Consider the following 17,964-nt stretch of genomic DNA (forward strand, 5'->3'; position numbering starts at 1 on the left):
CTCGTTCGGACGTTCGCTACTTTTGCGGTGTGGACAAGAAGAACGCCCTGCGCGCCGGCGCCCTGGCTGCCGGTACGACGCTGATGATGCTGCTCATGACGTCCCCCGCGCTCGCGCTCGCCCGCGACGACGGTGACAGCCCGGGCCACGGCCTGAGCGTCGCCGACACGCTGGGGCTCTATGTCCTGATCCCGCTCGGCCTGTTCGCGGTCATCGCGGGCCTGGTCATGGCGCTGGACAAGTCCAAGGACCGCGCGCCGAAGGCCAAGTCCGGGACGAAGTCCGGCACGGCCGTCGACGCCAAGGTCTGACCTCACGTTTTTTGGAGGGCGTCCGCTTCACCCACTGCGGTGAGGCGGGCGCCCTTGGCATGTCCTCCGGCATGTTGTCCGCCGGCGTGTCCTCTCACGGGCTCGGTGCCGTCAGATAGCGCTGCAGGGTGGGGCCCAGCCAGGCCACGATCTCCTCGCGGGCCAGCGCGACGGTCGGCGGGAGCCGTAGGACGTAGCGGGTGAGCGCCAGCCCGAGGAGTTGCGAGGCGGCCAGCCCGGCGCGGGCCGGTGCCTGTTCGGGGTCGGGGCACGCCTGCCGAGCGGCCGGCAGCAACTGTTCCCGGAAGGTGTCCCGCATCCGCTCGGCCCCCGCCTGATTTGTCGCGCCGACCCGCAGCATGGCCGTGAACTCCTCGTTCTCCTCCCACAGGGCGAGGAAGTGCGTCACCAGCGCCCGGCCGATGTCGGCCCGCGCCACCGTCCCCAGGTCCGGCAGTCGCAGATCGAAGGACACGGCCGCCGCGAACAGGCCCTCTTTGTTGCCGTAGTAGCGCATCACCATCGACGGATCGATCCGCGCGTCCTTGGCGATGGCGCGGATCGTGGCCCGCTCGTAGCCGTCGGCGGCGAAGCGCTCGCGGGCGGCCTCGAGGATGGCGTTGCGGGTGACGTCGGAGCGGCGAACGCCGCCGACCGTTTCGGTATCTCTGCTCTTGCTGCCGTTCATGCCAACAAGCGTAGGCCAACACGTGTTGACAGTCCAGGGGCCGGGTTCTACCGTTGTCAACGAGCGTTGGCCCACAAGCGTTGGCCAACGTGTGTGGACCAACAGGCGTTGGCATCAGGAGGTCATCATGAACGGCAGCAGCTACCCCGACCGCACCGTCATCGTCGTCGGCTCCGGCCCGACCGGCCTTCTGCTGGCCGGTGGCCTCGCCGCCGCGGGCGTCCCGGTGACCGTGCTGGAGAAGCGCCCGCAGAAGATCAGCAACCTGTCCCGCGCCTTCGTCCTGCACGCCCGCACCCTGGAACAGCTCGACGCCCGCGCCCTCGCCGACGAGTTGGAAGCGGTGGGGCAGGCACTCGACCGGCTCCGACTGTTCGGCCGGCTCGACGTCGACCTGACCACGCTCCCCTCCCGCTTCAACCACCTGCTCGTCCTCCCGCAGTACGAGGTGGAGAAGGCGCTGCTGCGGCGCGCGGTCGAGGCGGGCGTGGACTTCCGCTACGAGTCCGAGGTGGTCGGGCTGTCGCAGGACGCGGACGGTGTGACCGTGGCCGTCCGCGGACCCGGCGGGGCGACCGAGTCGCTGCGGGCCGCGTATGCCGTCGGCGCCGACGGGATGCGCAGCGCGGTGCGGGACGCGGTCGGGCTGCCGTTCCCCGGGCGGTCGGTGATCCGTTCCGTCGTCCTCGCGGACGTGCGGCTCGCCGAGAAGCCGGACACGGTCCTCACCGTCAACGCCACCGGCGACGCCTGGGCCTTCCTGGCACCCTTCGGTGACGACTACTACCGGATCATCGGCTGGTACCGCGGCCGTGACGTCCCCGACAGCGAGCCCCTCGACCTCGACGAGGTCAGGGAGATCACCCGGCTCGCCCTCGGCCGTGACTTCGGGATGTACGACGCCCGCTGGATGTCCCGCTTCAAGAGCGACGAACGCCAGGCGCCCAGCTACCGCGTCGGCCGGGTCTTCCTCGCCGGCGACGCCGCCCACGTCCACACGCCGGCCGGCGGGCAGGGCATGAACACCGGCCTCCAGGACACGGCCAACCTCGGCTGGAAGCTGGCCGCGGTGATCGACGGTCACGCGGGCCCGGAACTCCTCGACACCTACCAGGCCGAACGCCACCCCGTCGGCAAGGCCGTCCTCCGCAGCAGCGGCGGCATCGTCCGCCTCGCCATGGTCAAGCGCCCCTGGTCCCTGGCGCTGCGCGCGGTCCTGATGGGCTTCCTCAACAACTTCGCCCCGGCCCGCTCCAAGGTGAACAGCCAGATCACCGGCATCGGCTACGCCTACGCCGCGCCCCGCGGCTCCCACCGCCTGACCGGCACCCGCGTCCCGGACGTGACCCTCGCCGACGGCGGCCGCCTCTACGAGGCGCTGCGCGGCGGCCGGTTCGTGCTCGTCACCCCGAGGACCCACGCCACGACGGCCCACGAGGTGAAGGGCGACCGCCGCAACCGGCTGGCCGTGGAGCACTGGGCGAGCGACCGCCGTACGGCTCTGCTGGTGCGCCCCGACGGTTACGTGGCCTGGGCCGCGGACACCGCCGACCCGGCCGCGATCGAGGCGGCCCTCGCCGAGCACGTCGGCGGAAAGGGCCTGCCGCTGAAGCGGCTCGTCGCCTGAACGGACCTGCCGGGAGCGGCTATCGCTCCGTCGAGGTCAGCAACTTCCTGAGCAGGTCGGCCAGTTGGCCGGCCTGCTCGGCGTCGAGGCCGGAGAGGGCCGCCGTCTGCGTCGCGAGCCCCGAGCCGACCGCCTCGTCGATCAGCGCCAACCCCTTCTCCGTCAGGGTGACTTGGAGGCCCCGTCGGTCGTGCGGGTCGGGGGAGCGGCGGAGCAGGCCGGCCCGTTCCAGTTTGTCGAGGCGGCCGGTCATGCCGCCGGTGGTGAGCATCAGCGTCGCCGAGAGCTCGCGCGGCGAGAGGGTGTACGGCTCGCCGGCCCGGCGCAGGGTCGCGAGGACGTCGAACTCGCCGCGCGAGATGCCGTACGGCACGTACGCCTTCTCCATGCGGTCGCCCATGGCCCGGGAGAGCCGGAAGATCCGCCCGAAGACCTCCATCGCGGCGGTGTCGAGGTCGGGCCGCACCGCCGCCCACTGCTCGACGATCGCGTCGACGGGGTCTTTGTCGTTCATGGGGTCGAGTATCCGCCGGTCAGTCGGTCGGTCGCAAGAAAGTGGATCACGAGTCAGTGGCTTGACGCTAAGTTGCTTAGCGGTAAGCTAATTACCGTCGACCTACTTCGGCCTCTGCCGGCCCCTGCTGAAAGGCGTGTCTCCCATGGCCAGTCGCCCGGCCCTGACGGCCGCCCTCACCGCCCTCGCCCCCATCTCCTGGGGCACCACCTACGCCGTCACCACCCAGTTCCTCCCGCCCGACCGCCCGCTCTTCACGGGGCTGATGCGCGCTCTCCCCGCCGGTCTGGTGCTCCTCGCGCTCGCCCGGGTGCTGCCGCGCGGTGCCTGGTGGTGGAAGGCGACGGTGCTCGGCGCGCTGAACATCGGCGCCTTCTTCCCGCTGCTGTTCCTGTCCGCGTACCGGCTCCCCGGCGGCATGGCGGCGGTCGTCGGCTCGGTCGGGCCGCTGATCGTCGTGGGCCTCTCGGCGGGCCTGCTGGGGCAGCGGCCGACGGCCCGGAGCGTGCTCACCGGCGCGATCGCGGCCTTCGGCGTCAGTCTCGTCGTACTGAAGGCGGCCGGAGCGCTCGACCCGGTCGGCGTGCTCGCGGCCCTCGCGTCCACCGCCTCCATGTCCACCGGCACCGTCCTGACCAAGCGGTGGGGCCGCCCCGACGGCGTCGGCCCGCTCGCCCTCACCGCCTGGCAACTCACCGCGGGCGGGCTGCTGATCGCCCCCGTCGCCTTCCTGGTCGAGGGGGCGCCACCCGCGCTCGACGGCCGGGCGATCGGCGGTTACCTGTACCTCGCGCTGGCCAACACGGCGATCGCGTACTGGCTCTGGTTCCGGGGTATTGGTCGGCTCTCCGCGACCCAGGTCACCTTCCTCGGGCCGCTCTCCCCGCTGACCGCGGCGGTCGTCGGGTGGGCGGCGCTGGGGCAGGCGCTGACGCCGGTGCAGGTGGCCGGGATGGCGTTGGCGTTCGGGGCGACGGTGTTCGGGCAGATCGGTACGCGTACCCCTCGCGTTCTCGTTCGGGGAGTAGCGTCACGCGGGAACACCGTGACGCAACGCCGGAGGCGCTCGTGGCCGAAGAGTCCTGCCCCAGTTGTGGCAAGCCGCTCACCGCACGGGCCGGGCGGACCGGACGCCGGTCCGTGTACTGCTCCGCCGCCTGCCGACAGAAGGCCTACCGGGAGCGGCAGGGCGGTGGTGGCGGGGTCGGAGTCGGAGTCGACGGGCTGATCAGGGAGATCGGGCGCCAGGTCGAGGAGTTGGTGCCGCAGCCGCCTTCCGTCTTCTACTCCGGAGTGACGGAGCTGTCGTCGTCCGTCGCGCGGCTCCGGCGGGTGGCGCGGACGGCGCGGGACACCGCTCAGGAATCCGTCACTCACGTACCCGTTACGGAAGTCTCCGCCCTTGCGGAAGTCCCGCTCGACGAAGGGGACTTCGCTGCCCTCGTCGAGTCCCACCGCCGGGAGATCCAGGTCCACTGCTACCGCATGACCGGGTCGTACGACGACGCCGAGGACCTGGTCCAGGAGACCTTCCTGCGGGCCTGGCGGGCCCGGGACACCTTCCAGGGGCGGGCCGGTGCCCGTACCTGGCTGTACCGCATCGCCACCAACGCCTGCCTGGACTTCCAGCGCCGTACGGCCCGCCGCCCCAAGCGCTACGAGCCGCTGCCCGGCATGAACCACGGCGCCGGGGAGGCACCCGCGCGCATCACGTGGCTACAGCCCTACCCCGACGACGAGTTGCCCTCCGCCGAGGAGCAGCCGGAGGCCGCCGCGGTCTCCCGCGAGACCCTCGAACTGGTCTTCCTGGCCGCCGTCCAGCATCTCCCGCCGCGCCAGCGCGCGGTGTTGGTGCTGCGGGACGTGCTCGGGCTGACCGCCGTCGAGACCGGCGAGGCCCTCGACATGACCGTGGCCTCGGTCAACAGCGCGCTGCAACGCGCCCGCCCCACCCTGCGCGACCGGCTGCCCGGCAGGCGCGCGGACTGGACGGCCGACGGGCCCACCGAGCACCAACGCGCCCTGGTCAAGCGGTACATGGCCGCCGCCGAACGCCTCGACCTCTCCGAGGTCGCCGCGCTGCTCAGCGAGGACGTCACCCTCACCATGCCGCCGAACCCGTTCTGGTTCACCGGCCGCGACGCGCTCGTGGAGTTCCTCAGCGTGAGCCTCGACGCCAACTCGCCCATGTTCCTTGGGCATTGGCGCCATCTCCCCGCCCGCGCCAACGGGCAGCTCGCGGCCGGGGGTTACGTCCGCCGACCCGGTACGACCGTCTACCGCGCGCAGGTTCTCGACGTGCTGCGCTTCGACGGCGACGACCGGATTGTCGAGATCACCTCCTTCGAGCCGCACCTGTTCCCGGCCTTCGGACTCCCCCTGCGGCTGTGAACGACAGGCGGTGAGCGATGAGTGGTGGGCTCCTTGTGCGTCTGTATGGCCGGCACGAACGACACGTACCTCACGACCCACAAGGAGTTCACCATGCTGCTCACCGACAAGACCGCGGTCATCTACGGCGCCGGCGGCTCGATCGGCGGTGCGGTCGCCCGTGCCTTCGCCGCCGAGGGCGCCAGGGTCCACCTCGTCGGACGCACCCGGGAGACGCTGGAGGCCGTGGCCGCCCACATCAAGGACATCGGTATCGAGGGTGCAGAGGTGGCCGTGGTCGACGCCCTCGACGAGAGTGCCGTCACGGAACACCTCGCCCGCGTCGGAGACGTGGACGTGTCCTTCAACCTCGTCTCGCGCGGTGATGTGCAGGGCATGCCGATCACCGAGATGCCCGTCGACGACTTCCTGCGGCCCGTTCTCAACGGCACCCGCGCCAACTTCATCACCGCCCGCGCCGCCGCCCGCCGGATGGCCGAGCGCGGCTCCGGTGTCGTCCTCACCCTCAACAGCGGTTCCGCGCACGGGAGTCCGATGATGGGCGGCACCGGTCCCGCCGACGCGGCGACCGACAGCCTGGTGCGCAACCTGGCGATGGAACTGGGCCCGCGCGGGGTGCGCGCCGTAGGACTGTGGGCCGCCGGGATCCCCGAGACCCTCACCGTCGAGAAGCTCGGCAAGGTCAACCCCGACCTCAACGAGGCGGCGATCCAGGGCATCCTCGACCAGCTGTCGAGCCTGCGCATGACCCGCCGCAACCCCACCCTCGCGGAGATCACCGCGACCGCCGTGTTCCTCGCCTCGGACCACGCGGCGAGCATCACGGGCACGTTCGTGAACGTCACGGGCGGGATGTTCCCGGGCTGAGCGGGTCGAGCAGGCCGAGGACATGCGAAGGGGCGCCCGGCGGATCGCCGGGCGCCCCTCATGGCCGTAGCAGAACCGACCGGACCGACTGTGACTATGAAGCCGCCGCGTCCGCCGCCTGGGCCTTCAGCGCGCGTTCCACGCCCGAGCGGGACTCCGAGACCAGGCGGCGCAGGGCCGCGTTGGGCTCGGCGGTCGTCAGCCAGGTGTCCGTGCGGTCCAGGGTGTCCTGGGAGACCTGGATCGACGGGTAGAGGCCGACCGCGATCTGCTGGGCGATCTCGTGCGAACGGGTGTCCCAGGCCTCCTTGACCGCCTCGAAGTACTTCTCCGTGTACGGCGCCAGCAGCTCGCGCTGATCGGTCTGGACGAAGCCCGAAATCACCGCTTCCTGAAGGGCGTTGGGGAGCTTGTCGGACTCGACGACCTGCGCCCAGGCCTCCGCCTTCGCCTCCTCGGTCGGGCGGGCGGCACGGGCGGTCGCCGCGTGGCGCTCACCGGCGGCCGTCTTGTCCCGCTCGTACTCGCCGGCGATCTCCGACTCGTCGAACCGGCCCACGGACGCGAGCCGTTCGACGAACGCCCAGCGCAGCTCGGTGTCGACGGCCAGGCCCTCGATCGTCTGGGTGCCCTCCAACAGGGCGTCCAGCAGGTCGAGTTGCTCCGGGGTGCGGGCCGTGGACGCGAACGCGCGGGCCCACGCCAGCTGGTGGTCGCTCGCGGCCTCGGCGGCACGCAGGTGCGCCAGCGTGGCGTCCGTCCAGCGGGTGAGCAGGGCCTCGCGGGCGGCCGGGTCGGCGTACAGCTCGATCGCGAGCTTGACCTGCCGCTGGAGCGACTGCACGACACCGATGTCCGACTCCTTGCCGATGCCCGACAGGACGAGGGAGAGGTAGTCGCGGGTGGCGAGTTCGGCGTCGCGGGTCATGTCCCAGGCCGAGGCCCAGCACAGGGCGCGGGGGAGGGAGGACTCGAAGTCGCCGAGGTGCTCGGTGACGAACGCGAGGGACTGCTCGTCGAGGCGGACCTTCGCGTACGACAGGTCGTCGTCGTTGAGCAGGACCACGTCCGGACGACGCTTGCCCACCAGCTGCGGTACGGCGGTGAGTTCGCCGTCCACGTCCAGCTCGACGCGCTCGTCGCGCACCAACTTGCCGGTGTCCTCGTCGAGTTCGTACAGGCCGACGGCGATGCGGTGCGGGCGCAGCGTCGGCTCGCCCTTGGCGCCCTCGGGGAGCGCCGGGGCCTGCTGCCGGATCGCGAAGGCGGTGATGACGCCGTCCGCGTCGGTCTCGATCTCCGGACGCAGGATGTTGATGCCGGCCGTCTCCAGCCACAGCTTCGACCAGGTCTTCAGATCACGCCCGGAGGTCTCCTCCAGCGCGCCGAGCAGGTCGGACAGGCGGGTGTTGCCGTACGCGTGGCGCTTGAAGTACGCCTGCACGCCCGCGAAGAACTCGTCCATGCCGACGTACGCGACGAGCTGCTTCAGGACGCTCGCGCCCTTGGCGTACGTGATGCCGTCGAAGTTGACGAGCACGTCGTCGAGGTCGTTGATCTCGGCCATGATCGGGTGGGTGGAGGGCAGTTGGTCCTGCCGGTAGGCCCAGGTCTTCATCGAGTTGGCGAAGGTCGTCCAGGAGTGCGGCCAGCGCGACTGGGGGGCGTACGCCTGGCAGGCGGCCTCCGCGTAGGTGGCGAACGACTCGTTCAGCCACAGGTCGTTCCACCACTCCATGGTGACCAGGTCGCCGAACCACATGTGGGCCAGCTCGTGCAGGATCGTGGCGGCCCGCACCTCGTACGCGGCGTCGGTCACCTTGGACCGGAACACGTACTGGTCGCGGATGGTGACGGCACCCGCGTTCTCCATCGCGCCCGCGTTGAACTCCGGGACGAACAGCTGGTCGTACTTCTTGAAGGGGTACTGGTAGGCGAACTTCTCCTGGAACCAGTCGAATCCCTGCCGCGTGACCTCGAAGATGGCGTCCGAGTCGAGGTATTCGGCGAGCGAGGGCCGGCAGTAGATGCCCAGCGGCACGCTCTGCCCGTCCTTCTCGAACACGCTGTGCACGGAGTGGTACGGCCCGACGATGAGCGCGGTGATGTACGTCGAGATGCGCGGCGTCGGCTCGAACACCCAGGTGTCGTCCCGGGGTTCGGGCGTCGGGGAGTTGGAGATGACGGTCCAGCCGGAGGGCGCCTTCACGGTGAACTGGAAGGTGGCCTTGAGGTCGGGCTGCTCGAAGCTGGCGAACACGCGGCGCGCGTCCGGCACCTCGAACTGGGTGTAGAGGTACGCCTGTTGGTCGACGGGGTCGACGAACCGGTGCAGCCCCTCACCGGTGTTGGTGTAAGCGCAGTCGGCGACGACCCGCAGGACGTTCGGCCCTTCCAGCAGCCCGGCCAGGGCGATCCGCGAGTCCTTGAAGACCTCGTCGGGGTCGAGCGGGTCGCCGTTCAGCGTCACCTCGTGGACGGCCGGGGCGATCAGGTCGATGAAGGACTCGGTGCCGCCCTCCGTCACGTCGAAGCGCACCGTCGTCGCGGACCTGTAGGTCCCGCCCTCCTGCGCGCCGGAGAGGTCGAGATCGATCTCGTACGAGTCAACGGTGAGCAGCGTTGCCCGCTGCCGCGCCTCTTCGCGAGTCAGGTTTGTGCCAGGCACGCGGTCATCTCCTCGTTATGTGTGGGTTGCGCCATCCTTCCACGGGAGCTGCGGGAAGCGCGATGTCCGTATCCCGCCGGTGAGCGGGGCGAACGAGCGCGAGCCTGGTGTCATGACGACGTACACGCCACGACCCATCGACCCCACGATCCTGAAGGAGCTGCGCTCTGCTGACGATGCGGGACGCCGAATGGTTCCCGCACTCGATGAGGAGGGAGGCGCTCCGCTCCGCTGCTGCCTGCGCCACAGCGAGCCGGGTGAGCGCATCGCCCTCGTCTCGTACGCCCCGCTGCGACGCTGGGCGGCGGAAACGGGGGCCGAGCCGGGGGCGTACGACGAGCAGGGGCCGGTGTTCATCCACGCGGAGGAGTGCGCGGGGCCTGCGGCCGGCTCCGGGTATCCCTTCGCGAACGCCCACCGGGTGCTGCGCCGCTACTCGGCCGAGGGCCGCATCCTCGGCGGCGAGCTGGTCGACCCCCTCGACGACGATGCCTTCCACAGGGCCTTCGCCGACCTGTCTGTGGTCCTCGTCCACGTTCGGGCGGTGGAGTACGGCTGCTTCTACTTCGAGGTACGCAGGGCGTAGCACCCTGCACTCCTCAAACGCCGGACGGGCCGAAAATCCAGCCTCTCCGGCGTTTGAGGAACGGGGCCTGGGGCGGAGCCCCAGAAGGATGGGACGGGTAGGGACAGCGGGGGCGAAGAACTCCCGGCGTCAGCCCTTCAGTTCCGCCGCCACCAGCTCCGCGATCTGCACCGCGTTCAGCGCAGCGCCCTTGCGGAGGTTGTCGTTGGAGATGAACAGGGCGATACCGTGCTCGACCGTCTCGTCCGCGCGGATGCGGCCGACGTAGGACGGGTCCTGGCCGGCCGCCTGGAGGGGGGTCGGGATGTCGGAGAGGGCCACACCGGGGGCGCCGGCGAGCAGCTCCGTCGCGCGCTCGACCGGGATCGGGCGGGCGAAACGGGCGTTGACCTGGAGGGAGTGGCCGGAGAAGACCGGGACGCGGACGCAGGTGCCGGAGACCTTCAGCTCGGGGATCTCCAGGATCTTGCGGGACTCGTTGCGGAGCTTCTGCTCCTCGTCGGTCTCGTTCAGGCCGTCGTCGACGATCGAGCCCGCGAGGGGGAGCACGTTGAAGGCGATGGGGCGCTTGTAGACCTGCGGCTCGGGGAAGTCGACCGCGCCGCCGTCGTGGGTGAGCTTGTCGGCGTCGGCCACGACCTTGAGGGCCTGGCCGTGCAGCTCGGCCACCCCGGCAAGACCGGAACCGGACACCGCCTGGTACGTGGCGACGATCAGCGCCTCAAGGCCCGCCTCCGCGTGCAACGGCTTTAGGACCGGCATCGCGGCCATCGTCGTGCAGTTCGGGTTGGCGATGATGCCCTTGGGGCGGTCGACGATCGCGTGCGGGTTCACTTCCGAGACGACCAGCGGGACCTGCGGGTCCTTGCGCCAGGCGGAGGAGTTGTCGATGACGACCGCGCCCTGCGAGGCGACCTTCTCGGCCAGCGCCTTCGAGGTCGCGCCGCCCGCGGAGAAGATGACGATGTCGAGGCCGGAGTAGTCGGCACTCGACGCGTCCTCCACCGTCACGCCGTCCAGGACCGTCCCGGCCGAACGGGCCGAGGCGAACAGGCGCAGCTCGTCGACGGGGAAGTCCCGCTCGACCAGGATCCTGCGCACGACCGTGCCGACCTGACCGGTGGCTCCGACGATTCCGACCTTCACGGCGACTCCCTTTACATGCGTTCTACGTGGTCCAGCGCTTCCATGATGCGTCTCACCCGTGCCCGTGTGTCCAATCCTTTCGCCGCCCGGCCCGAGGAGTGGGACGCGACACCTGACCGCCCGCAGCCCGATCCTGCGGCGACGGCTCCGCGCGCTGCGAGAAATCCGCCCCGCACCGGCTCAGGACCGCAAGCCGTCCCGCCCGCCGGTGTGATCCACGCCTCCGGCCGCCGCCGCGGAAAACTCCTCCTCGCCCGGCCGAACGTTTCCGGGCGCTCCGGCGTCGTAGAGGAAACGCGGTGAGGGGGTGGCTTGTGCTGCGCAGAAAGGCCCGCCGGGTCCAGGAGGACGACGATCCTCTGGACGCGGCCCAGGAACGGCGGGTGCGGGCGGTGCTCGCGCTCGGCGGGGTGCCGCAGGCGGATCTGCCGGACGGCGTCCAGCAGGTACGGCTGCGGTTGCTGGAGCGGGCGGCGAAGGGCGACGAGGCGCCGCGCGACGTCTCGGCGTGGGCGGCGGTCGTCGCCTCGAACCTCGCCATGGACTGGCACCGGGCCAAGCGCCGTCAGGAGCGGGTGGGGGAGCGGCTGGCCTCCCTGCGCCAGCTGGAGCATCCCTCCGGCGAGGACACGAGTGTCCTGTCCCTCGCGGTGGCACAGGGCCTGGACGAACTGCCCGACCAGCACCGCCAGGTCCTCGTCCTGCGGTTCTTCGCCGACCTGCCCGTGCGTGGGATCGCCGAGGAACTCGGCATCCCGGAAGGCACGGTCAAGAGCCGGCTGCACTCCGCGGTCCGCGCCCTGCGCGACCGCCTGCACGAGGACGAGGTGGTGTGACGTGACCGCGGAGCGGAATCAATACGACGGCGTGGACGCGCTGTTGGCCGCGATCACGGACGAGCCGCTGCCGGAAGCGGCGCTCGCGGACGCCGCCTTCATGGCCGAGCACCGGGCCGCTACGGCCGATGTGGCGCTGTTGCGGGAGCAGTTGGGGATCATCGGGCACGCGCTCTCGCAACCGGAGCCGCAACCGGAACCTGAGCCCGCGCCGAAACCGGTGAGCTCGCTCCGCCCGGCCCCACGGCGTCATCCCGGCCTGCGCGCCCTCGCCTTCGGCACCCTCGCGACGGCGGTCGTCGCCACGATGATCACCGGGCTCGCCTGGCTGGTCGCGCACAACGGGGGCATGAACGCCGACTCCAGCAGCAGCGCGGACCAGGGGGCGAAGACCAGCGTCGGCTCGGCGCCGGCGGACGGCTCCGCGACCCCGGGCGCGCTGGCCGACCCTGAGCTGTACGTGGCCTGCTCCCGCCTCCTGGTCGAAGGGACGGTGACCGAGGTGAAGCCGGGCTCCGACCCCCGCAAACGGATCACGCTCGCCGTCACCCGCTCCTACCGGCCCGCCCACGGCCCGGCCGACGTCACGGTCGTACTGGCCGCGGGGGCGCAGCCGGCGCCGCGCCAGGGGCAGCACGTGCTGGTCGGGGTTCCGAAGGGCTCGGACACGGCGACCCTCTGGGTCGTCGGCGACGACGCGGTCGCCACGGACAGTGCCGCGATCGTCGAGGCGCTGGCCGGACCCGGCACCACCACCTGCCCGACCGGCTGACAGCGAGAAGGGCGGGCGCCCGCACGGACGCCCGCCCCCTCACCGCCGTAGCCGCATGCGTACTAGGACATCCGCATACGTACTACGACGTGACCTTCTCGATCTACGACGTGACCTTCTCGATCTTCACGCTGCCCAGGCCCGCGACCGTGCCGCGCGCGTTGACCAGCTGGACCTGGCCGAAGAACTCGCGTCCCTCAGGAGCCGGGGCCAGGGCGGTGACACTGCCCGAGACGGTCGCCGAGGCGCCCGTGGCGAGCTTCACCGGCGTCGAGTCGTCGACGGTGACCGTGCCGAGCGCCGGGGAGAAGAACACGTCGAGGTAGTCGTACGCGGTCGAGCCGGACGGCACCGAGTAGCCCGCGACCTCGACCGTGTAGGTACCGGCGGCCGGGTTGGCGATCGAGACCGCCTCCTCCGAGTCGCCGTCCGCCGACTGGCCGACGGCCGTCCCGGCGGAGTTGTACACGGTCAGGTCCAGGTCGGCCGCCGTGTCCGAGACGTTGCCGATGGCGACGTCCAGGGAGGTGGCGCCCGCGGGCACCTCGACCGTGGTGGTCTGCGTGGCGCCATCGGCGATGGTGGGCCGCGTGGTCAGCGAGGAACCGAGCGGGCCGCCCTTCAACGTGCCGTCCAGCGCCGCGAAGTTGTTCGTCACCTTCCAGGAGGCGGTGGCCGGGACGCCGACCTTCGCCTCGGGCACGGTCACGGTCTCCGGGTCGAAGGCCGCGCCGAGGACGGTGGCGTCCAGCTTGTACGGGTTGTCGAGCAGCGGCGACGTACGGCGCGACTCGACCTCGATCTCCCAGACCCCGGCCTGCGGGTCGGCGTACGACCGCACGTCGGGCTTGCAGCCGTTGCCGTCCAGGTAGTTGTTGTAGCAGTACGGGGTGCCGGTGTCCTCGACCGGAACGCCGTACGGGTGGATCGAGATGAACCGCGTCTGGCTCTTGTCCTTCAGCCCGCTGATCGCGACCTCGAAGGCCTTGGCGCCCTCGGGGACGGTCACGAAGTACGACTGCGTGCTGTTGCGCTGCACCGAACTCGCGGTGGAGTAGGTGTAGTTGACGGGCGAGGAGACCACGACCGTCGTCAGGACCTGCTTGTCGACGCCCTCGGTCTTCGGGTCGTCGACCTCAAGGATCGCGCTCTTGATGCCCGAACTCCTGGGCGCCGCCTGCACCTTGACCGTCACCGGCTGGTTCAGCGGGAGCTTGACCTCGTCCGAGCCGATGACCTTGAAGGTGTCACCGGCGTTGTTCTCGAAGTGCAGCTCGTGCCGAACGGCCTTGTCCGCACCGGTGGTTCGCGTGATGGTGATGTCGTACGTCTTCTTCGCGCCGGCCTTGAGGCCACCCTCGCGGTCGTAGAGACCGGTGCCGAAGCCGGGCGTCTTGAGCGCGTAGTCGATCGCGGTGTCGACCGGGGCCTTCACCGTGTACTCGTGCGCTGTGGCGTCGTCCTTGATGGACTTCCACGCGTCCACGATGTTGATGAGGCCCGCGCCCTCCTCGTACGCCTGAACACCCTTGATGTGATCGGCGGTTGAGGTCAGCGCCGTGCGCAGGGTCGCCGGGGTGAGGGCGATGTTCTTCTGCTTGGCGGCGCTCAGCAGCAGCGCCGAGGCGCCCGCGGCCTGCGGGGAGGCCATCGAGGTGCCCTGGAGCATCGAGTAGCCGGCCGGCAGCGTGTAACCCGCCTCGGCGACCGGGGAACCCGGCAGCCAGGTCTGGGTGGTGTTGATCGCGGCGCCGGGCGCGACGAGCGTCGGCGTGAAGCCGCCGTCCTCACGCGGACCGCGCGAGGAGAACGGCAGCAGCTGGTACGAAGTCGCCACCTGCGAACCGTAGTTGGCCGCCCAGGTCTGCTTCGAGATCGAGGCGCCGACGGAGATCACCTTGTCGGCCAGGCCGGGGTCGCCGATCGTGTTGGCGCCCGGACCGGAGTTGCCGGCCGAGATCACGAGCTGCACGCCGTAGGTGTCGATGAGCCGCGTGTACAGCGCGGCGCGCGCGTTGTTGCCGTCGTTCAGCGCGGGCAGGCCGCCGATCGACATGTTGACGATGTCGACACCGCGGTTGACGACGAGGTCGATCATGCCCTCGGTGAGCGCCACGTTGGTGCAGCCGCCGGTCCAGGTGCAGGCGCGCGAGGAGACGAGCTTCGCGCCCGGCGCCTCACCGTTCATCTTGCCGCCGAACAGGCCGTTGGCCGCGGTGATACCGGCGACGTGCGTGCCGTGCTCGGACTCGATGACACCGATGTTGACGAAGTCGGCGGTCTTGCCGACCCAGGACCCGCCGTACGGGTCCATCGGTACGTCCTTGCTGATCTGCACCACGAACGGCTGCCGCTCGACGACGTCCGTCGCCGGGTTGTCGGTACCGAAGTAGCCGACCTGGTAACCGTCCTTGTACGGCTTCATCGGGGCGTCGTCGGCGAAGTCGTGGTTGTTGTTCAGGTCGACCGTCACCGTGCCGGCCGCCGGGTCGTACAGGACGCCCCACGAGTCGGTGGTGTCACCGTCACGGTTCGCGTCACCCGCCGCGTCACCGCCGGTGGTGTACGACTCCTTGAACGTGCTGATCTCGTACGACCCCGCGGGCGCCGTCCAACTCAGGCCGCCGTAGGTGAAGTTGGGGCCGGACACGGCCGTGATCATCGGGCGCCAGGTCTGGTCGCCGTCGACGATCGGGTCGGTCGAGGTGACCCAGTCGACGATCTTCCGCTCACCGGTGGTGGTCTTCTGCAGCGCCGGGTGGCCGAGGTCGACGCCGGAGTCGAGGATGCCGATGGTGATGCCGCGGCCGTCCGCCTTCGGGTTCTTCTTCACGAAGTCGACGGCGCCCGTCTCGAAGGACGGGTTGTACGGGTTCTCGGCGGGGGTGCTCTTGCTCGGCGCGGAGTAAGTGGTCGTCGCCGTGGCCTTGTTGGCGCTCTTGGCGCCCGTCGCGGTGTCCGCGCTCGGCGTCGGATCGTCGAGGGCGATCTCCTGCCGCAGGTCGATGGCCTGCACCGAGGACAGCTTCGCGGCGGCGGCGATCGCCGAGTCCGCCTTGCCGGTCGGGACGGTGGCGCGGACGTAGCCGAGCTTGTCGTAGGTGCGGCCCACGGCGCCGCCCTTGACCGCGTCCAGCTGCTGGGCGACCTGCTCGGTCGCGCCCGGCGCGGTGGCGATCATCATCGTGATGTTCTTGTCGCCGTCGGCCTTGGCCGTGGCGAGCAGATCGGCGTCGTCCGAACCGAGCTTGGCGGCGGCGGACTTGACCGTGCCGTCCGCGGGTGTGGTCGCGGACGGCGAGTCGGCGGAGAAGGCCATGGGTATCGGCCCGGCCGCGGAGAGCGCGGCGACGAGACCGGCGGCCACGGATATTCGGGCCACGCGTCTCTGGTGGGAGAGGGTCATCGGCATCCCTTGTAGGTGAAGAATCCAGTGCCGGACGAGGGCACAGCTTTACCCAAGGGACGGTTGTTTGGGAAGTGTTGACCGAAACGCTATGAACGTATGGGGAAAACCCCCTATTCGTTCCGCTGGTTCGAACGTGCGTAGTGGCGGGACGCCTTGGCGCGGTTGCCGCAGGCCGCCATCGAGCACCAGCGGCGGGTGCCGTTCCGCGAGGTGTCGAAGAAACGCAGGACGCACGCGTCGTGGGCGCAGCGCCGGATGCGGTCCGGGGCGGTGGAGAGCAGCTCCAGATAACTGCGGGCGGCGAGCCAGCCGGGGCCCCACCGGGGGTCGCCGAACTCGGCGATCTCGCCGGGGCCTTCGGCGGTGAGCGTGGCCCGGATCCGGCCCTGGTCGAGGACCAGGTCGAGGTCCTCCGTGCGGGAGCCGTCCACCGCCGCGTGCAGCGCGTCGCGCGCGATCGTGGTGTGCAGCAGGGTGACCGGGTTCGCCTCGAACCGCTTGTCGAGCCCGGTCGAGCCGAGCCAGACGGCGAGCCCGCTGGGGCCGGAGAGCAGGTCCTGCATCGTCCCGTCCCGCATCCACCGCGTGTTGAGCAGGTCGAGCGCGAGCGGCTCGCCGATGAGCGGCCGGGGGTCCGGGTCGGTGGTCATGGAGAAGCTCCCTTCTGATCTAACCGGTCAAGACTACGTGAACGGTTGACCCGCTCGATTCTAACCACTAACGTCGTCTACAACAGTTATATCGCGGTTGTATCGGAGGAGGGCTTTTCATGACCCTGCACACCGGCCACGTCGGCCTGAACGTCACCGACCTCGACCGCTCGCTCGCCTTCTACCGCGACGTCCTCGGCTTCGCGGTCCTGGCCGAGGGCAAGGAGGACGACCGCCGGTACGCGTTCCTGGGCGACGGCACCGGCGACCACCCGGTCCTCACCCTCTGGCAGCAGGCGCAGGGACCGTACGACCGCGACCGCGCCGGCCTGCACCACCTCGCGTTCGCGGCCGACTCGATCGAGCGCGTCCGTCAGTACGAGGAGGCACTCAGGGCCTACGGCGCCGAGTTCGCGTACGAGGGAGTGGTCGCCCACCGCGAGGGCGCGGCCTCCGGCGGCATCTTCTTCCACGACCCGGACGGCACCCGCCTGGAGATCTCGGTGCCGACCGGAGCGGAGGACGCCCCGACCCCGAACGCGGACGCCCCGACCTGCGGCTTCTTCTAGTCATGGAGGCCATGGAGACCTATCACGCGGGCTCCCGCGCGGTGCAGGACCGGGTGGGGGTGCGCGAACTGGCCGACCACGTAGGCCAGATCATCGGCCAGGGCATCAAGCCGGTGGCCGCCGCCTTCCTCGAACTCCAGCCCCTCCTGATCCTGGGCGCGGCAGACCCGGCGACGGGCCGGGTATGGGCCTCCCCGCTCACCGGCATCCCCGGCTTCGTACGCGCGACGGGCCCGCACCAGATCTCGATCACCGGCACCACCCGCCCCACCGACCCCCTGACCCCGGCCCTCGCCGACGCGCGGGACCTCCCGGTCGGCACGATCGCGCTGGACCCCCGCACCCGCCGCCGTATGCGCGTAGACGGTCAACTCCGGCGCACGACACGGGGATTGGCGATCGAGGCGGAGCGGGTGTTCGCCAACTGCCCCAAGTACATCCAGCGGAGAGAGTCCTACGAGACGATCGCGGACCGTGAACCCGCACAGCCCCGGCACGCCACCGAACTGACGACCTCCCAGGCCGAGTTCATCGCCGCGGCCGACACCTTCTTCCTCGCCACCATCCACGAACACGGCGCCGACGCCAGCCACCGGGGCGGCAACCCGGGCTTCGTACAGGCGACTTCACCCCACGAACTGACCTGGCCGGACTACACGGGCAACGCCATGTTCCTGAGCCTCGGCAACCTGCTCGCCGACCCGCGCGCAGGACTCCTCTTCCTCGACTGGACCACAGGCACCACCCTCCAACTAACCGGCGAGGCAAGGCCGGAGTTCGGCACGGACGGCGAGCGCAGGGTCCGCTTCACTCTCACCGAGGTGATCGAGACCCCCGCCGCACTCCCACTCCGCTGGTCGCCCCCCGAATACTCCCCTGCCAATCCAACCCCGGCGCGCTAAGCGCCCCTTAAGGGGCGCGGGGCTGTAT

General features: G+C 70.6%; 16 protein-coding genes. 10 read left to right on the plus strand and 6 right to left on the minus strand.

Annotation, left to right across the window (positions count from 1 at the left end; translation table 11 throughout):
* Positions 1–29: 29 nt before the first annotated feature.
* Positions 30–311 (plus strand): hypothetical protein, encoded by a 282-nt coding sequence (locus SPR02S_RS42620; RefSeq protein ID WP_019063162.1) that lies wholly within the window; start codon positions 30–32, stop codon positions 309–311.
* 94 nt (positions 312–405) lie between these two features.
* Here SPR02S_RS42620 and SPR02S_RS42625 read toward each other — a convergent pair whose 3' ends face one another.
* Positions 406–999: a TetR/AcrR family transcriptional regulator gene (locus SPR02S_RS42625; protein ID WP_019063163.1), complete on the minus strand. Its 594-nt coding sequence runs from the start codon at positions 997–999 to the stop codon at positions 406–408.
* Between the two features lie 127 nt (positions 1,000–1,126).
* On the opposite strand from SPR02S_RS42625, the gene SPR02S_RS42630 reads away from it, so the two are divergent.
* Entirely contained in the window at positions 1,127–2,626 is a 1,500-nt protein-coding gene (locus tag SPR02S_RS42630) for an FAD-dependent monooxygenase (protein ID WP_052347137.1), read from the plus strand.
* 19 nt (positions 2,627–2,645) lie between these two features.
* Here SPR02S_RS42630 and SPR02S_RS42635 read toward each other — a convergent pair whose 3' ends face one another.
* Complete coding sequence (locus SPR02S_RS42635) at positions 2,646–3,140, minus strand: MarR family winged helix-turn-helix transcriptional regulator (protein WP_019063165.1); 495 nt, start codon at positions 3,138–3,140, stop codon at positions 2,646–2,648.
* Positions 3,141–3,285: 145 nt separating this feature from the next.
* Here SPR02S_RS42635 and SPR02S_RS57585 point away from each other — a divergent pair, with 145 nt between their 5' ends.
* From SPR02S_RS57585 to SPR02S_RS42650, 3 genes are all read left to right on the plus strand, one after another.
* A complete protein-coding gene (locus SPR02S_RS57585; protein ID WP_019063166.1) occupies positions 3,286–4,368 on the plus strand; it encodes an EamA family transporter in 1,083 nt (360 codons plus the stop codon).
* A complete protein-coding gene (locus tag SPR02S_RS42645) occupies positions 4,281–5,531 on the plus strand; it encodes a sigma-70 family RNA polymerase sigma factor (protein WP_019063167.1) in 1,251 nt (416 codons plus the stop codon). Before SPR02S_RS57585 ends, SPR02S_RS42645 begins: the two co-directional genes overlap by 88 nt.
* 93 nt (positions 5,532–5,624) lie before the next feature.
* Positions 5,625–6,398 (plus strand): SDR family NAD(P)-dependent oxidoreductase, encoded by a 774-nt coding sequence (locus tag SPR02S_RS42650; RefSeq protein ID WP_026151376.1) that lies wholly within the window; start codon positions 5,625–5,627, stop codon positions 6,396–6,398.
* Positions 6,399–6,492: 94 nt separating this feature from the next.
* Here SPR02S_RS42650 and pepN read toward each other — a convergent pair whose 3' ends face one another.
* Positions 6,493–9,066 carry an aminopeptidase N gene (gene pepN / locus SPR02S_RS42655; RefSeq protein ID WP_019063169.1) on the minus strand — a complete coding sequence of 858 codons (2,574 nt, stop codon included), beginning with the start codon at positions 9,064–9,066 and terminating at the stop codon, positions 6,493–6,495.
* Between the two features lie 112 nt (positions 9,067–9,178).
* On the opposite strand from pepN, the gene SPR02S_RS42660 reads away from it, so the two are divergent.
* Entirely contained in the window at positions 9,179–9,652 is a 474-nt protein-coding gene (locus tag SPR02S_RS42660; RefSeq protein ID WP_026151377.1) for a DUF1203 domain-containing protein, read from the plus strand.
* Between the two features lie 129 nt (positions 9,653–9,781).
* On the opposite strand, the gene SPR02S_RS42665 is transcribed toward SPR02S_RS42660, so the two are convergent.
* Positions 9,782–10,798, minus strand: coding sequence for an aspartate-semialdehyde dehydrogenase (locus SPR02S_RS42665; protein ID WP_019063171.1), 1,017 nt, complete (start codon positions 10,796–10,798; stop codon positions 9,782–9,784).
* A 314-nt stretch (positions 10,799–11,112) separates the two neighbouring features.
* Here SPR02S_RS42665 and SPR02S_RS42670 point away from each other — a divergent pair, with 314 nt between their 5' ends.
* Positions 11,113–11,634 (plus strand): sigma-70 family RNA polymerase sigma factor, encoded by a 522-nt coding sequence (locus SPR02S_RS42670; RefSeq protein WP_019063172.1) that lies wholly within the window; start codon positions 11,113–11,115, stop codon positions 11,632–11,634.
* Between the two features lies 1 nt (position 11,635).
* Positions 11,636–12,406: a hypothetical protein gene (locus SPR02S_RS42675; RefSeq protein ID WP_019063173.1), complete on the plus strand. Its 771-nt coding sequence runs from the start codon at positions 11,636–11,638 to the stop codon at positions 12,404–12,406.
* 103 nt (positions 12,407–12,509) lie between these two features.
* Here the strand turns inward: SPR02S_RS42675 and SPR02S_RS42680 are convergent, their stop codons facing one another.
* Together SPR02S_RS42680 and SPR02S_RS42685 are read right to left on the minus strand one after the other, a co-directional pair.
* Entirely contained in the window at positions 12,510–15,812 is a 3,303-nt protein-coding gene (locus tag SPR02S_RS42680; RefSeq protein ID WP_026151378.1) for a S8 family serine peptidase, read from the minus strand.
* A gap of 113 nt (positions 15,813–15,925) precedes the next feature.
* A complete protein-coding gene (locus tag SPR02S_RS42685; RefSeq protein ID WP_019063175.1) occupies positions 15,926–16,465 on the minus strand; it encodes a CGNR zinc finger domain-containing protein in 540 nt (179 codons plus the stop codon).
* Positions 16,466–16,584: 119 nt separating this feature from the next.
* Here SPR02S_RS42685 and SPR02S_RS42690 point away from each other — a divergent pair, with 119 nt between their 5' ends.
* Positions 16,585–17,034, plus strand: a complete 450-nt coding sequence (locus SPR02S_RS42690) for a VOC family protein (protein ID WP_019063176.1) — start codon at positions 16,585–16,587, stop codon at positions 17,032–17,034.
* An 11-nt stretch (positions 17,035–17,045) separates the two neighbouring features.
* Positions 17,046–17,936 (plus strand): pyridoxamine 5'-phosphate oxidase family protein, encoded by an 891-nt coding sequence (locus SPR02S_RS42695; protein ID WP_019063177.1) that lies wholly within the window; start codon positions 17,046–17,048, stop codon positions 17,934–17,936.
* Positions 17,937–17,964: the final 28 nt, after the last annotated feature.

This window comes from Streptomyces prunicolor NBRC 13075 (assembly GCF_000367365.1).
In the GTDB taxonomy this organism is placed as follows: domain Bacteria; phylum Actinomycetota; class Actinomycetes; order Streptomycetales; family Streptomycetaceae; genus Streptomyces; species Streptomyces prunicolor.

Coding starts and splice junctions, on each gene's coding strand:
- SPR02S_RS42685 (WP_019063175.1), bottom strand. CDS start 16,465: ATGACCACCGACCCGGACCCCCGGCCGCTCATCGGCGAGCCGCTCGCG.
- SPR02S_RS42695 (WP_019063177.1), top strand. CDS start 17,046: ATGGAGACCTATCACGCGGGCTCCCGCGCGGTGCAGGACCGGGTGGGG.
- SPR02S_RS42650 (WP_026151376.1), top strand. CDS start 5,625: ATGCTGCTCACCGACAAGACCGCGGTCATCTACGGCGCCGGCGGCTCG.
- SPR02S_RS42625 (WP_019063163.1), bottom strand. CDS start 999: ATGAACGGCAGCAAGAGCAGAGATACCGAAACGGTCGGCGGCGTTCGC.
- SPR02S_RS42690 (WP_019063176.1), top strand. CDS start 16,585: ATGACCCTGCACACCGGCCACGTCGGCCTGAACGTCACCGACCTCGAC.
- SPR02S_RS42630 (WP_052347137.1), top strand. CDS start 1,127: ATGAACGGCAGCAGCTACCCCGACCGCACCGTCATCGTCGTCGGCTCC.
- SPR02S_RS42660 (WP_026151377.1), top strand. CDS start 9,179: ATGACGACGTACACGCCACGACCCATCGACCCCACGATCCTGAAGGAG.
- SPR02S_RS42680 (WP_026151378.1), bottom strand. CDS start 15,812: ATGACCCTCTCCCACCAGAGACGCGTGGCCCGAATATCCGTGGCCGCC.
- SPR02S_RS42635 (WP_019063165.1), bottom strand. CDS start 3,140: ATGAACGACAAAGACCCCGTCGACGCGATCGTCGAGCAGTGGGCGGCG.
- SPR02S_RS57585 (WP_019063166.1), top strand. CDS start 3,286: ATGGCCAGTCGCCCGGCCCTGACGGCCGCCCTCACCGCCCTCGCCCCC.